This is a genomic window from Pelomonas sp. V22, from assembly GCF_030014915.1.
In the GTDB taxonomy this organism is placed as follows: Bacteria; Pseudomonadota; Gammaproteobacteria; order Burkholderiales; family Burkholderiaceae_C; genus JAUASW01.
The window spans coordinates 284,611-299,275 of the sequence record NZ_JAGIXS010000006.1 but is presented as its reverse complement, the minus strand read 5'-3'; the positions used below and the strand labels follow the sequence as shown (position 1 = coordinate 299,275).

The following is a 14,665-nucleotide window of genomic DNA, read 5'->3' as shown; positions in this document are numbered from 1 at the left end:
CGGGATTATCCGTTGCGGCGGAAAAGCGCGTAATGGACACTGCCGGCGCGCCCATTTCGATGGGCTTCTAGCGGCAGATCGGCTGCCGGTTCGATGGGCTCCGGCGATTCGACATAGAGATAGCCGCCAGCCACCAGCAAGGGCGCGGCCGCTTTGATCGCAGGCTCGAACAAGCCGCCGTCAAAGGGCGGGTCCAGCATCACGAGTTCAAAGCGGCCGGGCGCGGAGCGCGACATCCAGGCAATGGCATCGGCCTGTTCCACGCGCAGGTTCTCGGCCTTCAGCCTGGTCTTGCTGGTCTGCAGGCTGCGCGCCAGGTCGCGATCACGCTCCAAGAGCAGCACCTCGCTGGCACCGCGCGAGGCCGCCTCGAAGCCGAGCGCGCCGCTGCCGGCAAAGGCATCGAGCACGCGCCAGCCGTCCAGGTCCTGGCCCAGCCAGTTGAAGAGGGTTTCACGGACGCGGTCCGGCGTGGGGCGCAGGCCGGGCTTGTCGGCCACGGGCAGCTTGGAACGCTTCCACAAGCCACCGACGATCCGAACCTCGCTCACTGACGCACCTGGATTCCGCGCGCCGCCATCAAGGCCTTGGCCTCGCCCACCGTGTGCTGACCGTAGTGAAAGATGCTGGCGGCCAGCACCGCATCGGCGCCGCCTTTCTGAATGCCATCGGCCAGGTCATCCAGCGAGCCCACACCACCGGAGGCAATCACCGGCACGCTGACCGCATCGCTGACCGCACGTGTCAGCTCAAGATCGAAACCGCTGCGCGTGCCATCGCGGTCCATGCTGGTGAGCAGGATTTCACCGGCACCGTACTCGGTCATCTGGCGCGCCCATTGCACGGCGTCCAGGCCCACATTCTTGCGGCCGCCATGGGTGTAGACATCCCAGCCCGAACCGTCCGCGCGCCGCTTGGCGTCAATCGCCACGACGATGCATTGAGCACCGTACTTGTCGGACGCTTCGCGTATCAGCTCCGGCCGCGCCACGGCGGCCGAGTTGAAGCTGACCTTGTCGGCACCGGCGTTCAGGAGGCGCCGCACATCGGCCACCTCGCGCACGCCTCCGCCCACTGTCAACGGGATGAAGACTTGAGAGGCCACGTCCTCGATGATGTGCAGGATCAGGTCGCGGCCGTCGCTGGTGGCGGTGATGTCGAGAAAGGTCAGCTCGTCGGCGCCCTGCTCGTTGTAGCGGGCCGCGATCTCGACCGGGTCGCCGGCATCGCGCAGTTCCAGGAAGTTGACGCCCTTGACCACGCGGCCACCGGTGACGTCCATGCAGGGGATGATGCGTTTGGCCAGCATCAGTCTTCTTGTTCGCTCAGTTCGTCGGCGCGGGCCTGGCCGGCGGCGAAATCGAGGTCGCCGGTGTAGATCGAGCGACCGCAGATCACGCCCTCAACGCCCTCATGCTCGACGGCGCAGAGCGCCTCGATGTCCTTGATATTGGAGAGGCCGCCCGACGCGATCACCGGGATCGTGAGTGCCTGGGCCAATTTGACCGTGGCCTCGATGTTGATGCCCGTGAGCATGCCGTCGCGGCCGATGTCGGTGTAGATCACACCCTCGATGCCGTAGTCCTCGAACTTCTTCGCCAGGTCGATCACCTCATGGCCGGTCAGCTTGCTCCAGCCGTCGGTGGCGACCTTGCCGTCCTTGGCATCGAGGCCCACGATGATGTGGCCGCCGAAGGCCGAGCAGGCGTCTTTCAGGAAGCCCGGGCTCTTGACCGCGGCCGTGCCGATGATGATGTAGGAGATGCCGTCGTCGAGGTAGCGCTCGATGGTGTCGAGGTCGCGGATGCCGCCACCCAGTTGCACCGGGATCTCGTCGCCCACCTCGCGCAGGATGGCCTTGATCGCACCCTCGTTGATGGGCTTGCCGGCGAAGGCGCCGTTCAGGTCGACCAGGTGCAGGCGCCGTGCGCCGGCCTCGACCCATCGTCGGGCCATGGCAGCGGGGTCCTCGCCAAAGGTGGTGGACACATTCATGTCCCCCTGTTGAAGACGCACGCAGCGTCCGTCCTTGAGGTCAATCGCGGGTATCAGCAGCATGGCCGAAGTGCAGGTAAAGAGGTGGAGGAAGCAGGGAGGAAAAGGCGTGGAAAAGCGCAGTTAGAACGAGCGGAGGATTCTCGTCATGGCTTCCAGAGCAGGAAGTTACGGTAGAGGGCAAGCCCCAGCGCAGCACTTTTCTCGGGATGGAATTGGGTGGCAAAAATATTATCCCGGGCCACCGCGCAGGTAAAGCGGGCGCCGTAGTCGGTCTCGCCGACGCTGTGGTTCGCATCCGACGGCTCGGCGTAATAGCTGTGGACGAAGTAGTACCAGCTCTGGTCGGGCACGCCGGCCCAGACCGGATGCGCGCCGCGCTGGTGCACGCGGTTCCAGCCCATCTGCGGCACCTTGAAGCGGCTGCCGTCGTCCTGCAGGCGACCTTCCAGCTGAAAACGGCGGACCTGGCCCGGGATCAGGCCGAGGCCCGGCGTGTCCTGCTCCTCGCTGTGGTCGAGCAACATCTGCATGCCGACGCAGACGCCCATCAGCGGTTTGCGCGCTGCAGCATCGAGCACGGCCTCCTTGAGCCCGGAATCGGCCAGTTCGCGCATGCAGTCGCGCATGGCGCCCTGACCCGGCAGCACGACGCGCTCGGCGGCGTAAACCTCGTCGGGCTTGCAGGTGATGACGACCTCCAGCCCTGTGTCGCCGGCCACATGCAGGACCGCCTGCGACACCGAGCGCAGATTGCCCATGCCGTAGTCGACCACGGCAACCGTCCGCTTGCTCATCTCAGAGACTGCCCTTGGTCGACGGAATCACGCCGGCCGAGCGCGGGTCCAGGGTCATCGCCATGCGCAGCGCGCGGCCGAAGGCCTTGAAGATGGTTTCGCACTGGTGGTGGGCGTTGTGGCCCTTGAGGTTGTCGATGTGCAGGCTCACCAGCGCATGGTTGGAGAAGCCCTGGAAGAACTCGTAGGCCAGTTGCGTGTCGAAGGCACCAATGGATCCGGATGTGAACTTCACGTCCATCTCGAGGCCAGGGCGGCCGGAGAAGTCGATCACCACGCGCGACAGCGCCTCGTCCAGCGGCACATAGCTGTGGCCGTAGCGGGCCAGGCCCTTCTTGTCGCCGACAGCCTTGGCCACAGCCAGGCCCAGCGTGATGCCCACGTCTTCCACCGTGTGATGGCCGTCGATGTGCAGGTCGCCCTGGGCTTCAATCTCAAGGTCGATCAGGCCGTGGCGGGCAATCTGGTCCAGCATGTGGTCGAAGAAACCAATGCCGGTATTCAGCTTGGCTTCGCCCGAGCCGTCCAGGTTGACGCGCACGCGGATCTGGGTTTCCTTGGTATTGCGGCTGACTTCGGCGATGCGTTGCGTGTTGCTCATGACGGAAGACTCTCGGTGAAGGCGGCCAGCAAGGCCATGTTTTCCTCGGGCGTGCCCACGGTCAGGCGCAGGCAGTTGTGCAGCAGCGGATGCAGCGCCGAGACGTTCTTGACCAGCACGCCCCGGCGCTTGATGCCCTCGAACATGGCGGCGGCATCGGGCACCCGGACCAGCACCATATTGCCCTGGCTGGAGAAGGCTTGCACCTCCTCGATCTCGTCCAGGTCGGCGATCAGCTGGTCGCGCTCGGCGCGCAGCACTTGCGCCTGGCGGGCATAGACCTCGGCATGCTCCAGCGCGAACAGGCCGGCCTCGGCATTCAGCACGCCGATGTTGAAGGGCGGGCGCAGCTTGTCGATCTCGCCGACCAGCTCCGCGCGGCCAATCAGGTAGCCAATGCGCACGCCGGCCAGGCCGAACTTGCTCATCGTCCGCATCACCAGCACATGGGGATGGCGGCGCAGCAGGTCCATCGAGTCACGCTCGGCGAAGGGCTGGTAGGCCTCGTCCATCACCACGAGCCCGGGGGCGGCGGCGACGATGCGCTCGATGGCGTCGGCGTCCCACAGGTTGGCGGTCGGGTTGTTCGGGTAGGAGAGATAAATCAGGGCCGGCTGGTGTTCGGCCATCGCCGCCAGCATGGCCGGCTCATCGAGCTCGAAGTCGGAGCGCAGGTCGACGCCCACAAACTTCAGCCCCTGGTAGCGGGCCGAGATCTCGTACATCACGAAGCTGGGCAGCGGCGAGAGCACGGTGGCGCCGGGCTTGCTGATGGCCATGGAGAGCATGGTGATCAGCTCATCCGAGCCATTGCCGAGCGTGATGGCGCAGCCCTCGGGCATGCCGGCGGCCTGGGCCAGCGCGGCGGCCAGCTCGAAAGTGCGCTCGGCAGGGTAGCGGTTGATGGCCACCCGGCCCAGCCGCTCGCCCAGCTCGCGCTGCAGCGCCTCGGTCAGGCGGAACGGGTTCTCCATCGTGTCCAGCTTGATCAGGCCGGTGCTGGGCTGCACCGCGTAGGCCTTGACCGAGCGCAGGTCGTCGCGGATGACGGCCAGTCCTTTGTTCATTTCAGGCGTCCAACAGGCCAGGCTCGGCCTGGAGCGGGTTGATGATCTGCACACTGTCCAGCTGCAGGCCGTGGGCCAGGTCCAGGCTCAGCAGCAGCTCGCAGCCCTGGGCCTTGGCGGCGGCCACGATCAGCGCGTCCGCATAGACCAGGCCGAAGCGGCTCTCGATGGACCAGGCGCTCTCCACCGTCGCATGGTCGATGGCCCAGGGCTGCCAGTGCTGGTAGCGGCGCACCTCGGCCCGGGCATCGCCATTGGGCATGGCCGGCTGGATGCGGGTCGTGACCCAGCGGTAGAAGTCGTTCAGCACCTGGGTGGAGATGCGGCCCGAGCGGCGCTGCCACAGCTCACGCAGCCAAGCGAGCACACGCTCACGCTGTGCCGCATCGGCACCGTCCTCGCTGAGTATCAGCACCGAGGTGTCGACGAAGACCAGCCGGGCGCTCACCGAGTCTCCCGCTGCGGATAGGGCTGGCCGTCGGACGCCCAGCTGCGCTCGCGGTGCAGCCAGTCCTGCAGGGCGCGCTCATAGGCGTCGTCGTGGCGCATCTTGTCGGCCAGCAGCTCACCGAGCAGGCGCGACACGCTGGTGTTGCGGCGCGCCGCCTCCAGCCGGGCCCAGTCGGCCACGCTGTCGTCCATGCTGACGGTCACGTTTTTCATGACCGCGAGAGTACCACGAAGTTCGTGTAACACGAACTTCGTGTTAATTACGGGATCGCCATTAGTTCAGTCGGAAGCCAGCGACCGCCTCGCTCAGCCGCCCGGCCTGGTCCCGCAGGCTTTCCGCAGCGGCGCTCGACTGCTCGACCAGGGCCGCGTTCTGCTGGGTCACCTCGTCCAGGTGCCGGACCGCCGTCCCCACCTCGTTCAGGCTGAGGCTCTGCTCCTGCGTGGCGCTGCTGACGTCCTCGATCAGCCGGGTCACACGCTGCACGGCCTGCACCAGCTCCGACATGGTCTGGCCCGCCTCCTCGACCAACTGGCTGCCGGCCTCGACCTTCTCGACCGAGCTGCCGATCAGGTTCTTGATCTCGCGCGCCGCCTCGGCGCTGCGCGACGCCAGGCTGCGCACCTCGCCGGCCACGACCGCAAAGCCACGCCCCTGCTCACCGGCCCGCGCGGCCTCCACCGCCGCATTGAGCGCGAGGATGTTGGTCTGAAAGGCGATGCCGTCGATGACGCCAATGATGTCGGCGATCTTGCGCGAGCTGGCATTGATGTCCTGCATGGTGCCGACGACGCGCTTGACCATCTCGCCGCCCTGCGTCGCAACGCTGCTGGCGTCATGGGCCAGGCCGCTGGCCTGGCGCGTGGCATCGGCGTTCTGCTTCACCGTCTCGGTCAGCGTCTGCATGGTCGCCGAGGTCTGCTCCAGGCTGGAGGCCATCTGCTCGGTACGGGCCGACAAATCACTCGAGCCCGAAGCCACCTCGCGGCTGGAGGTGGCGATGTTCTCTGCACTGACCCGCACCACGCCGATCGAGCGGTTCAAGGCGGCACTCATGGCCTCGAGCGCCACGGCCAGGCGGCCGAACTCGTCGCGGCGGGCGGTGTCGGCCTCGACACGCAAGTCCCCGGCCGCCACCTGTTCTGCAAGACGCACCATGCGCTGCAGCGGCTGCACGGTATTGCGCGTCAGGAACATGGCGACGCCAGCGCCAACCACGATCTGGACAACGATCAGCGTGCCGATCAGCCAGCGCACCTGGGCATAGGTGGCCAGCGAGGTGGCATGGCTGGCCTCGCCACCCTTCTCATTGATGCTCACGATGTCGTCGAGCAGCTTGCTGACCTCCTTGGACAGACGCAGCGAATCCCCAACGGCATTGGCCTGAGCCTGCGCTTGATCGCCCTTCTGACGCAAGGCCATGGTGCGATCCAGCGAGGCCAGATACTCGTCGAGGCGCGGACGCGCCTTGGCCCAGGTCTCAGCCTCGGCGCCCTGCGTGATCAGCGGTTCGTACTTCTTGATGGACTGGGCAAGGTCCTTGCTGCGCAAGCTGCCCAGTTCCTGCAGCGCTGAGTCCAGATCCGCCTGAGACTCGACCATGCACAGCCGCAGCTCGATGCGCCGGATTTCCTGGAACCGATTGTCGAGGTCGCCAATCGCCGAGATGCTGGGCATCCAGTTCGTGGCGAGATCATCGGCCGACGACTGGATGACGGCCACGCGGTTCATCGCCGTCAAGCCCAACAAAGCCGACATCAGCAACACGATGGCAAAACTCAGCCCGATACGGGCCCCGACAGACAAGTCAGACAGCTTCATCGACAGCTCCCAACGCCAGAGGTTGAGAGCAATGGTAGGAAGATCGCGCCCGCCGTACCTTGCAGAAAGCTGTCAGTCCCTCAGCGACGCAGTCGCATCTCGGCCGCACGCGCATGGCCCTGCAGGCCTTCGCCATAGGCCAGCTCGGCAGCGATGGGGCCCAGCTTCTGCGCGCCCGCCTCGCTGACCTCGATCAGGCTGCTGCGCTTCTGGAAGTCGTAGACCCCCAGCGGCGAGGAGAAGCGCGCCGTGCCCGAGGTGGGCAGCACATGGTTGGGCCCGGCACAGTAGTCGCCCAGCGACTCGCTCGTGTAGGCGCCGAGGAAGATCGCGCCGGCATGGCGCAAGAGCGGCTCCCAGCGATGGGGCTCGTTGCTGCTGACTTCCAGATGCTCGGGCGCGATGCGGTTGCTGATCTCACAGGCCTCGTCCATGGAGCGCGTGAGGATCAGGGCGCCACGGCCTTCCAGCGAGGCCTGGATCACGTCCTTGCGCGGCATCTTCGGCAGCAGCTTGTCTATCGACGCGCGCACCTTGGCGATGTAGTCGGCATCGGGGCTCAGCAGGATGCTCTGCGCCAGCTCGTCGTGCTCGGCCTGGCTGAACAGGTCCATGGCGACCCAATCCGGGTCGGTCGTCCCGTCGGCCAGCACCAGAATCTCGCTGGGCCCCGCAATCATGTCGATGCCGACTTGGCCGAACACATGCTTCTTGGCGCTGGCCACATAGGCATTGCCGGGGCCGGTGATCTTGTCGACCTTGGGGACGGTCGCCGTGCCATAGGCCAGCGCGGCCACGGCCTGCGCACCGCCGATGGTGAAAGCGCGGCTGACGCCGGCCACATAGGCAGCGGCCAGCACCAGCGGATTCTTCTCGCCGCCCGGCGTGGGCACGACCATGATGATCTCGGGCACGCCCGCCACATGGGCCGGAATGGCGTTCATCAGGACGCTGCTCGGATAGGCCGCCTTGCCACCGGGCACATAGATGCCCACGCGGTCCAGCGGCGTGACCTTCTGGCCGAGCAGCGTGCCGTCTTCGTCGCGGTAGCTCCAGCTGCGGCCGCAGGCCTCCAGCTGGCGCTCGTGATAGCTGCGCACGCGAGCCGCAGCGGCTTGCAAGGCATCGCGCTGGGCGGGCGTGATCTGCTCGAAGGCAGCCTTCAATTCTTCGCGCGTGAGCTCAAGTGCGGCGACGCTCTTGGCATCCAGGCGGTCGAAACGCGCCGTGTACTCCAGCACTGCAGAATCGCCACGGGCTTTCACGTCAGCCAAGATCTCGGCCACGCGGTTCTCGATGGCGCCGTCCGTTTCCGCGGACCAGTGCAGCACACGCTGGAACTCGGCTTCGAAGTCGGGAGCGGTGGTGCTGAGCTGGCGCAAGTTCATTTGGGGCTGGCGGAGGCGAAGGCTTCGATCAAGCGGCGCAGCGGTTCGCGCTTGAGCTTGAGAGCGGCCTGGTTGACCACCAGGCGCGAGGAGATGTCCATGATGCGCTCGACCTCGACCAGGCGGTTCGCCTTCAAGGTGCTGCCGGTCGAGACCAGGTCGACGATGGCTTCGGCCAGGCCGGTCAAGGGCGCCAGCTCCATCGAGCCGTAGAGCTTGATCAGGTCCACGTGCACGCCCTTGTTGGCGAAGTGATCGCGGGCGATGGCCGTGTACTTGGTGGCCACGCGGATGCGCGAGCCCTGCTTCACGGCGGCGGCGTAGTCGAAGTCGTCGCGCGTGGCCACGCTCATGCGGCAGCGGGCGATGTTCAGGTCCAGCGGCTGGTAGAGGCCTTCGCCGTCGTGTTCCAGCAGCACGTCGCGGCCGGCCACGCCGAGATCGGCGCCACCGTACTGCACATAGGTCGGCACGTCGCTCGCGCGCACCAGCACCACGCGCACCTCGGGCTGGTTGGTCGTGAGGATGAGCTTGCGCGAGGTTTCGGGGTCTTCCAGCACCTCGATGCCGGCCGCGCGCAAGAGCGGCAGCGTCTCTTCGAAGATGCGGCCCTTGGAGAGCGCCAGCGTGATCATTGCGCGGCCTCGGGGGCGGCCGCGAACTCGGCTGGCGTGAGCGTTTTCATCGACAGCGCATGGATCTGCTCGCGCATGCGGTCGCCGAGCGCCTGGTAGACGCGCTGATGGCGGCGCACCCGGTTCAGGCCCTCGAATTCGCTCGAGACGATGGTGGCAAAAAAGTGGCGCCCATCGCCCTCGACCTGCAGCGTTTCGCATTGCAGGCCGGCGGCGATGAAGGACTGGACTTCGACGGGAGTGGGATCGGCCATGGTGGCCGTCATTCTATGAGGCCCGGGAAAACACCAGCCTTCGCAAGTCATCAGCCGCAGATTCAGCCGCGGATCTTGTAGCCGCGGCGCAGCAGCTCCAGCGCGATGCCGGACACGACGACAAAGCTGGTCGCCACGATGGACAGGCTCAGCCAGGGCGACACGTCGCTGACGCCGAAGAAGCCATGGCGGAAGCCGTCAATCATGTAGAAGAACGGGTTCAGGTGGCTGACCGCCTGCCAGAAGCTCGGCAGCGAATGCACCGAATAGAACACGCCCGACAAGAAGGTCATCGGCATGATGATGAAGTTCTGGAAGGCCGCCATCTGGTCGAACTTCTCGGCCCACAGGCCGGCAATCAGGCCCAGCGCGCCGAGCATGCCGGCACCGAGCGCCGCGAAGACAATGATCCACAGCGGCGCCGCCAGGCCCGGCCAGGCGAACCAGCAGGTCACGAGGAAGACGCCCGTGCCCACCGCCAGGCCGCGCACCACCGAGGCGCCCACATAGGCGAGGAACCAGGCCCAGTGCGACAGCGGCGTGACCAGGAGGAACACCAGGTTGCCGGTGATCTTGCTCTGGATCAGGCTGCTGGAGGAATTGGCGAAGGCGTTCTGCAGCACGCTCATCATCACGAGGCCCGGGATCAGGAAGCTGGTGTAGCCCACCGTGCCGTAGACCTTGACGTGGTTCTCCAGCACGTGGCCGAAGATCAAGAGGTACAGCACGGCGGTGAGCACCGGTGCCGCCACGGTCTGGAAGCTGACCTTCCAGAAACGCAGGATCTCCTTGTAAAACAGCGTCCGCGCGCCGGCCAATCGAATCGCGCTCATTGGGCGGCTCCGTTCATGATTTCAAGGAACACGTCTTCCAGGTCGGCACGGCCGATCTCCAGGTCTTCCACCGGCACCTGGGCGGCGCGCAGGCTGGCAAGGATGGTCTCGACCTCGGCGGCGTCATGGGCCTTGATCTGTGCGATGCGGCCGGTCACGCGGGCCTGCTCCAGCAAGGCCGGGGGCAGCACCGCATCCGTCTTGAAGCGCAGCATCGTCGAGGCCCGGCCCGACAGCAGGCTGGTGGTCGTGTCCAGCGCCACGACGCGGCCCAGCTTCAGCATGGCGATGCGCTGGCACAGGGCCTCCGCTTCTTCCAGGTAATGCGTCGTCAGCAGGACGGCGTGGCCTTCCTTGTTCAGCCGGGCGACGAACTGCCACAGCGTCTGGCGCAGCTCCACGTCAACGCCGGCTGTGGGCTCGTCCAGCACGATCACCGGCGGGCGGTGCACCAGGGCTTGCGCCACCAGCACGCGGCGCTTCATGCCGCCGGAGAGCTGGCGCATATTGGCCTTGGCCTTGTCTGCGAGGCCGAGGTTCTCCAGCAGCTCGGTGATCCAGGCGCCGTTGTTGCGCACGCCAAAGTAGCCGCTCTGAATCTCCAGCGCCTCGCGCACCGAGAAGAAGGGGTCGAACACCAGCTCCTGCGGCACGATGCCGAGGGCCTTGCGGGCGGCGGCATAGTCGCTCACCACGTCGTGGCCCATCACGCTGACCGAGCCGCCGCTGGCCTGCGAGAGCCCGGCGAGGATGCTGATCAGGCTGGTCTTGCCGGCACCGTTGGGGCCCAGGAGGCCGAAGAATTCACCCGGCTCGATATCGAAGGAGACACCGTCGAGAGCGGGCGTCCGCCCTCCCTTGTAGGTCTTGCTGACGTTCTGGAAGGAGATGGCAGGCTGCATGGGCGGCGATTGTAGGAAGCTGGCTCCAATTGCGCTGGCTGGGGCCATTCCTTGCCTCCCTGATGCCAGAATCGGCCCAGGAGTTCTAGCCCATGGTCACAAAAAAGCCGCGCCGCACGGCGGAGCGCATCCTCGAAGTCACGCTGGACCTGTTCAACCGATTCGGTGAACCCAATGTCTCGACCACGCTGATTTCGGCCGAGCTGGGCATCAGCCCGGGCAATCTCTACTACCACTACCCGGCCAAGGACGAGCTGATCAACTCGCTGTTCGGCCGCTACGAGCAGGAGCTCGCCACGCTGCTGGCCGCCGCCGAGGGCGTGCGCAATGTGGAGGACGCCTGGCTGTTCTTCCACATGCTGTTCGAGCTGATCTGGAAGCAGCGCTTCCTCTACCGCGACCTGAATGACCTGCTGAGCAAGAACCGCCGGCTGGAGACGCATTTCCAGGCCGTGCTCGAGCACAAAGGCCAGGCCATGCGCCAGATCCTGGCCGGGCTGCAGCAGGGCGGCGCCCTGAAGATGGACCCGCGCGAAGCCGCGCCTGTCGCCTCCTCCATGGTCGTCCTGTTGAGCTACTGGCTCAGCTTCGAGTATGTTCGGGATCCGCGCCATGCCCTGGAGCCCGAAAAGGCCGGGGCGGCCCTGATGCGCGGGGCTTTTCATGTGCTGAGCCTGTTGCTGCCCTATCTGGAAGGCGCTTCACGCGAGCATCTGTTTGCGCTTGCCGGAAAGTATCAACAATCGTGACGAGCAAGGAGTGCTGAGCATGGCCAAGTGGACCGCTTTTCCCTATGAGAACGATGCCTTCCAGTACGACGCGGCAACGCTGAAGAAGCACTGGGCCCGCCTGCATGCCGGCGACGCCGAGCCCTTCCCCAAGGACGCGGCCGTGGTTCAGGCCTGGATCCATTTCCATGCCGGTGAATTCCAGGCCGCCTACGAGGCCGGCCTGGCCGCAGGTGGTGCCGGCATCACCGTGGCCAACAAGGCCCAGGCCATCTACGCCAACTACCTCGAGAAGAAGGAGAAGGTGAAGCTGGAGATGTTCCTCGAAGTGGCCGAGCGCGCCGAGGCCCAGCAGGCCGAGGAACCCAAGAACGCCAACGCCTACTACTGGCAGGCCTACGCCATCGGCCGCTACGGCCAGGGCATCAGCGTGGCCAAGGCATTGGCGCAAGGCCTTGGCAGCAAGGTCAAGGGCTCGCTCGAGAAGACCATCGCCCTTGCGCCCAAGCATGCCGACGCCCACATCGCGCTCGGCGCCTTCCATGCCGAGGTGATCGACAAGGTTGGCAAGCTGCTCGGTAAAACGCAAGGCGCTGACACCGCCACCGGCCTCAAGATGTTCGAGCAGGCCCGCAAGCTGAATCCGACCAGCGCGATTGCGATGATCGAACAAGCGAACGGCCTGGTGATGCTGGAGGGCGATAAGCGGATGAAGCAGGCCGAGGCGCTCTACACGGACGCCGCCGCCTGCGAGCCGATGGACGCCATGGAATGCCTGGATGTGGAGCTGGCGAGGGAAGAACTCGAGGAATAAGTCACGGAATTCGGACCAAACCCGGGTCTTTGCCCCCCTCAGTCACGGTTGGAAAAGGGCCCCGTTCGGGCTTAAGCTTCGTTCCCACAAGGCCAGCGTGCAGCACCAAAAAGCACCGGCCCAGCGTCCGCAGTCACACCCGATTTGATCAAGCGAAAGGTTTCACCATGAAGCGCAATCTGTTCATCGCCCTGGCCGCCGTGGGCGCCGTGTCCCTGGCCCAAGCCGGTACCGCCCCGAGCGCCGAAATCGCCGCCCTGAAGGGTGAATGCGCAGCCCAGTACAGCGCCGCTTACAGCAAGGGCACGCCCGCTGCCTCGAACGAATACCAGTTCGTCTACTCGAGCGGCAAGTACAAGGGTGAAGCTCAGCCCGGCAAGATGCTGGCCTGCACCGAGAACCAATACGCCGCCTACCTGGACAAGGCCGATCCGGTCCGCGTGATGAACGCCTACCCGACCGCCGCCGGCCGCCCCACGGTCAAGAAGGCTGAAGCCAAGCCCGCCAAGTAAACGGACTTCAGCTCAAGAAAAAGCCGACCGCAAGGTCGGCTTTTTTGTTTCAGCCACCTGCTCTTCGTCAGGCCGCCTCTTCACCCCAAGGCAGCATCAGCGCCAGCCAGGTGAGCTTCTCGAACTCCGGCGCGAACTTGGCGATGATGGCTTCGGGGTCGGGGCACAGCAGGCTGTCGGTGATCAGGCCAAACTGCACGCGGCCGGCATAGGTCAGGATGCTGACGCCCATGCCGATGTCACCCGACTGCGGCACCCAGAACATCACCCGCTCCACCGTCGAGCCGCAGAACTTCAGGGCCTCGGCCGGGCCGGGCACATTGGTCATCACCGCCGTGGCCTTCTTGGCGAAGATGTTCAGCATCGCGTGCTGCACGGGCTTGATCAGCAAGCCCGCCACCGACAAAAGGCCGAAGGCCATGATGGGCTGGAAGCTGCCCTTCAGCTCCTGCATTCGCGCACGCACCGCGTAGAGCCGCTCCACCGGGTTGGCAATGCCGATCGGCAGCACCAGCGGTACCAGGCCGAAGCGGTTGCCAAGCTGGTAAGCCTTCTCCATCGGCCGCAGATTGACCGGCACCATGGCGCGGATTTCCTGGCCATCGGGGTTGTCGCCCTTGTCGCGCAGGTAGGCGCCGATGGCACCGGCCACGCAGCTCAGCAGCACGTCGTTGATCGAGGCATTCAGCGCCTTGCCCACGGCCTTGACCTGGTCCAGCGGCAGGCCTTCGTCCCAGGCCACGCGCTTGCTGGTGCCGGGCTTGCCCTTGAGGCGGGTGTGCGAGTCGTCCGGCATCAGGGCGAAGGCGGCCACGTCACTGATGGCCTGGTAGCCCATTCGCGCCATCTCGACCGAGCTGTCGAGCGGATGCGGCGGATTGATCACCTTCTCTATCGACTTGCCGGCACCGGCGCCGGCCAGGCCTATGGCCTTGACCGTCATGTCGGACAGCGGCTTCAGGAGCGTGTCTGTCAGCCAGTCCTGGTCGTCGCGCGGCTGCTGCTGGCGCTTGGGCGGCGCCTTGCCGCCATCGACGATGCTCAGCATCACCGAGATCAAGGCGATGCCGTCGGCGATGCAGTGGTGGATGCGGGCGATCAGCATGCTGGCGCCCTCGCCATCGTTGATCAGCTGGAACTGCCAGAGCGGATAGCGCGGGTCCAGCGGCTGGGCCGCCAGCTCGCCCACGCGCTCGCGCAAGGCTTCCTGCTGGCTCTGGCCGCGCAGGGGCAGCAGCACCTCCTCGATCACGTGGCGCGAGATGTCGAAGTCGTCGTCTTCGACCCACTGCGCGCCCAGCGTGTCTTCCACCACCTTCTGGCGGAAGCGGCCGTACTGCAGCAGCCTTTGCTCCACGCGATCGCGCAGCGCGGCAAGGCTGATGGCCGGGCGTATGGTCCAGACCCCGACGATCATCATCAGGTTGGACTCGGTGTCCATGCGCAGCCAGGCCGTGTCGACCTTTGACATCCGTTCAATCGCTGGGGCCAAGGCTTGTCTCCTGTCCTGATCTGATCTGCGGTTCTAGAGTCGCTTCACCAGACGATGCTGGTTAACATCGCTGCCGTCCATCCCGATTGTCACCAGTCCACGTATTGCAGGAGACGAGATGAGCCTCAAAGACCAATTCGACGCCGCTGTTGCAGCATCCAAGCAACTGCCCGAGCGCCCCGACAACATGACCTTGCTGAAGATCTATGCGCTCTTCAAGCAGGCCAGCGAAGGCGACTGCGAAGGCAAGCGCCCCGGCTTCACCGACATGGTGGCCCGCGCCAAGTTCGACGCCTGGGACGGCCTCAAGGGCACGAGCACCGACGACGCGATGCAGCAGTACGTCGACCTGATCGAAGAACTGAAGTAAGCCGC

The 14,665-nt window shown here is 65.7% G+C and carries 19 protein-coding genes; 4 read left to right on the top strand and 15 right to left on the bottom strand.

Going from position 1 to position 14,665, the window contains the following annotated elements:
- Positions 1-5: 5 nt before the first annotated feature.
- The 14 genes from rsmD to J7U46_RS18910 all read right to left on the bottom strand — a co-directional run bounded on the left by rsmD (position 6) and on the right by J7U46_RS18910 (position 10,744).
- Positions 6-551 carry a 16S rRNA (guanine(966)-N(2))-methyltransferase RsmD gene (gene rsmD / locus J7U46_RS18975; protein ID WP_282828652.1) on the bottom strand — a complete coding sequence of 182 codons (546 nt, stop codon included), beginning with the start codon at positions 549-551 and terminating at the stop codon, positions 6-8.
- Positions 548-1,309, bottom strand: a complete 762-nt coding sequence (gene hisF, locus J7U46_RS18970; RefSeq protein ID WP_282828650.1) for an imidazole glycerol phosphate synthase subunit HisF — start codon at positions 1,307-1,309, stop codon at positions 548-550. Before hisF ends, rsmD begins: the two co-directional genes overlap by 4 nt.
- Positions 1,309-2,058, bottom strand: coding sequence for a 1-(5-phosphoribosyl)-5-[(5-phosphoribosylamino)methylideneamino]imidazole-4-carboxamide isomerase (gene hisA / locus J7U46_RS18965; protein ID WP_282828648.1), 750 nt, complete (start codon positions 2,056-2,058; stop codon positions 1,309-1,311). Before hisA ends, hisF begins: the two co-directional genes overlap by 1 nt.
- An 83-nt stretch (positions 2,059-2,141) precedes the next feature.
- Complete coding sequence (gene hisH, locus J7U46_RS18960) at positions 2,142-2,792, bottom strand: imidazole glycerol phosphate synthase subunit HisH (RefSeq protein WP_282828646.1); 651 nt, start codon at positions 2,790-2,792, stop codon at positions 2,142-2,144.
- Position 2,793: 1 nt separating this feature from the next.
- A complete protein-coding gene (gene hisB, locus J7U46_RS18955; protein ID WP_282828644.1) occupies positions 2,794-3,393 on the bottom strand; it encodes an imidazoleglycerol-phosphate dehydratase HisB in 600 nt (199 codons plus the stop codon).
- Positions 3,390-4,460, bottom strand: a complete 1,071-nt coding sequence (hisC, locus tag J7U46_RS18950; RefSeq protein WP_282828642.1) for a histidinol-phosphate transaminase — start codon at positions 4,458-4,460, stop codon at positions 3,390-3,392. The genes hisB and hisC overlap by 4 nt, the downstream gene beginning before the upstream one ends.
- A 1-nt stretch (position 4,461) precedes the next feature.
- Complete coding sequence (locus J7U46_RS18945) at positions 4,462-4,908, bottom strand: PIN domain-containing protein (protein ID WP_282828640.1); 447 nt, start codon at positions 4,906-4,908, stop codon at positions 4,462-4,464.
- Positions 4,905-5,123, bottom strand: a complete 219-nt coding sequence (locus tag J7U46_RS18940) for a CopG family transcriptional regulator (RefSeq protein ID WP_282828639.1) — start codon at positions 5,121-5,123, stop codon at positions 4,905-4,907. The genes J7U46_RS18945 and J7U46_RS18940 overlap by 4 nt, the downstream gene beginning before the upstream one ends.
- A gap of 61 nt (positions 5,124-5,184) precedes the next feature.
- Positions 5,185-6,732: a methyl-accepting chemotaxis protein gene (locus J7U46_RS18935; protein WP_282828637.1), complete on the bottom strand. Its 1,548-nt coding sequence runs from the start codon at positions 6,730-6,732 to the stop codon at positions 5,185-5,187.
- Between the two features lie 80 nt (positions 6,733-6,812).
- Entirely contained in the window at positions 6,813-8,120 is a 1,308-nt protein-coding gene (gene hisD, locus J7U46_RS18930) for a histidinol dehydrogenase (RefSeq protein ID WP_282828636.1), read from the bottom strand.
- Positions 8,117-8,755: an ATP phosphoribosyltransferase gene (gene hisG / locus J7U46_RS18925; protein WP_282828634.1), complete on the bottom strand. Its 639-nt coding sequence runs from the start codon at positions 8,753-8,755 to the stop codon at positions 8,117-8,119. The genes hisD and hisG overlap by 4 nt, the downstream gene beginning before the upstream one ends.
- Positions 8,752-9,009 (bottom strand): BolA/IbaG family iron-sulfur metabolism protein, encoded by a 258-nt coding sequence (locus J7U46_RS18920; RefSeq protein WP_282828632.1) that lies wholly within the window; start codon positions 9,007-9,009, stop codon positions 8,752-8,754. The genes hisG and J7U46_RS18920 overlap by 4 nt, the downstream gene beginning before the upstream one ends.
- A gap of 62 nt (positions 9,010-9,071) precedes the next feature.
- Entirely contained in the window at positions 9,072-9,842 is a 771-nt protein-coding gene (locus J7U46_RS18915) for an ABC transporter permease (protein WP_282828630.1), read from the bottom strand.
- Complete coding sequence (locus J7U46_RS18910) at positions 9,839-10,744, bottom strand: ABC transporter ATP-binding protein (protein WP_282828628.1); 906 nt, start codon at positions 10,742-10,744, stop codon at positions 9,839-9,841. Before J7U46_RS18910 ends, J7U46_RS18915 begins: the two co-directional genes overlap by 4 nt.
- 92 nt (positions 10,745-10,836) lie before the next feature.
- On the opposite strand from J7U46_RS18910, the gene J7U46_RS18905 reads away from it, so the two are divergent.
- From J7U46_RS18905 to J7U46_RS18895, 3 genes are all read left to right on the top strand, one after another.
- Positions 10,837-11,493, top strand: coding sequence for a TetR/AcrR family transcriptional regulator (locus tag J7U46_RS18905; RefSeq protein WP_282828626.1), 657 nt, complete (start codon positions 10,837-10,839; stop codon positions 11,491-11,493).
- 19 nt (positions 11,494-11,512) lie between these two features.
- Positions 11,513-12,286, top strand: a complete 774-nt coding sequence (locus J7U46_RS18900) for a hypothetical protein (RefSeq protein WP_282828624.1) — start codon at positions 11,513-11,515, stop codon at positions 12,284-12,286.
- 167 nt (positions 12,287-12,453) lie between these two features.
- Positions 12,454-12,798, top strand: a complete 345-nt coding sequence (locus J7U46_RS18895; protein WP_282828623.1) for a hypothetical protein — start codon at positions 12,454-12,456, stop codon at positions 12,796-12,798.
- Positions 12,799-12,865: 67 nt separating this feature from the next.
- Here the strand turns inward: J7U46_RS18895 and J7U46_RS18890 are convergent, their stop codons facing one another.
- Entirely contained in the window at positions 12,866-14,269 is a 1,404-nt protein-coding gene (locus tag J7U46_RS18890) for a wax ester/triacylglycerol synthase family O-acyltransferase (protein ID WP_282828621.1), read from the bottom strand.
- A 139-nt stretch (positions 14,270-14,408) separates the two neighbouring features.
- Between J7U46_RS18890 and J7U46_RS18885 the strand changes: the two genes are divergently transcribed.
- Positions 14,409-14,660: an acyl-CoA-binding protein gene (locus J7U46_RS18885; protein ID WP_282828618.1), complete on the top strand. Its 252-nt coding sequence runs from the start codon at positions 14,409-14,411 to the stop codon at positions 14,658-14,660.
- Positions 14,661-14,665 lie beyond the last annotated feature (5 nt).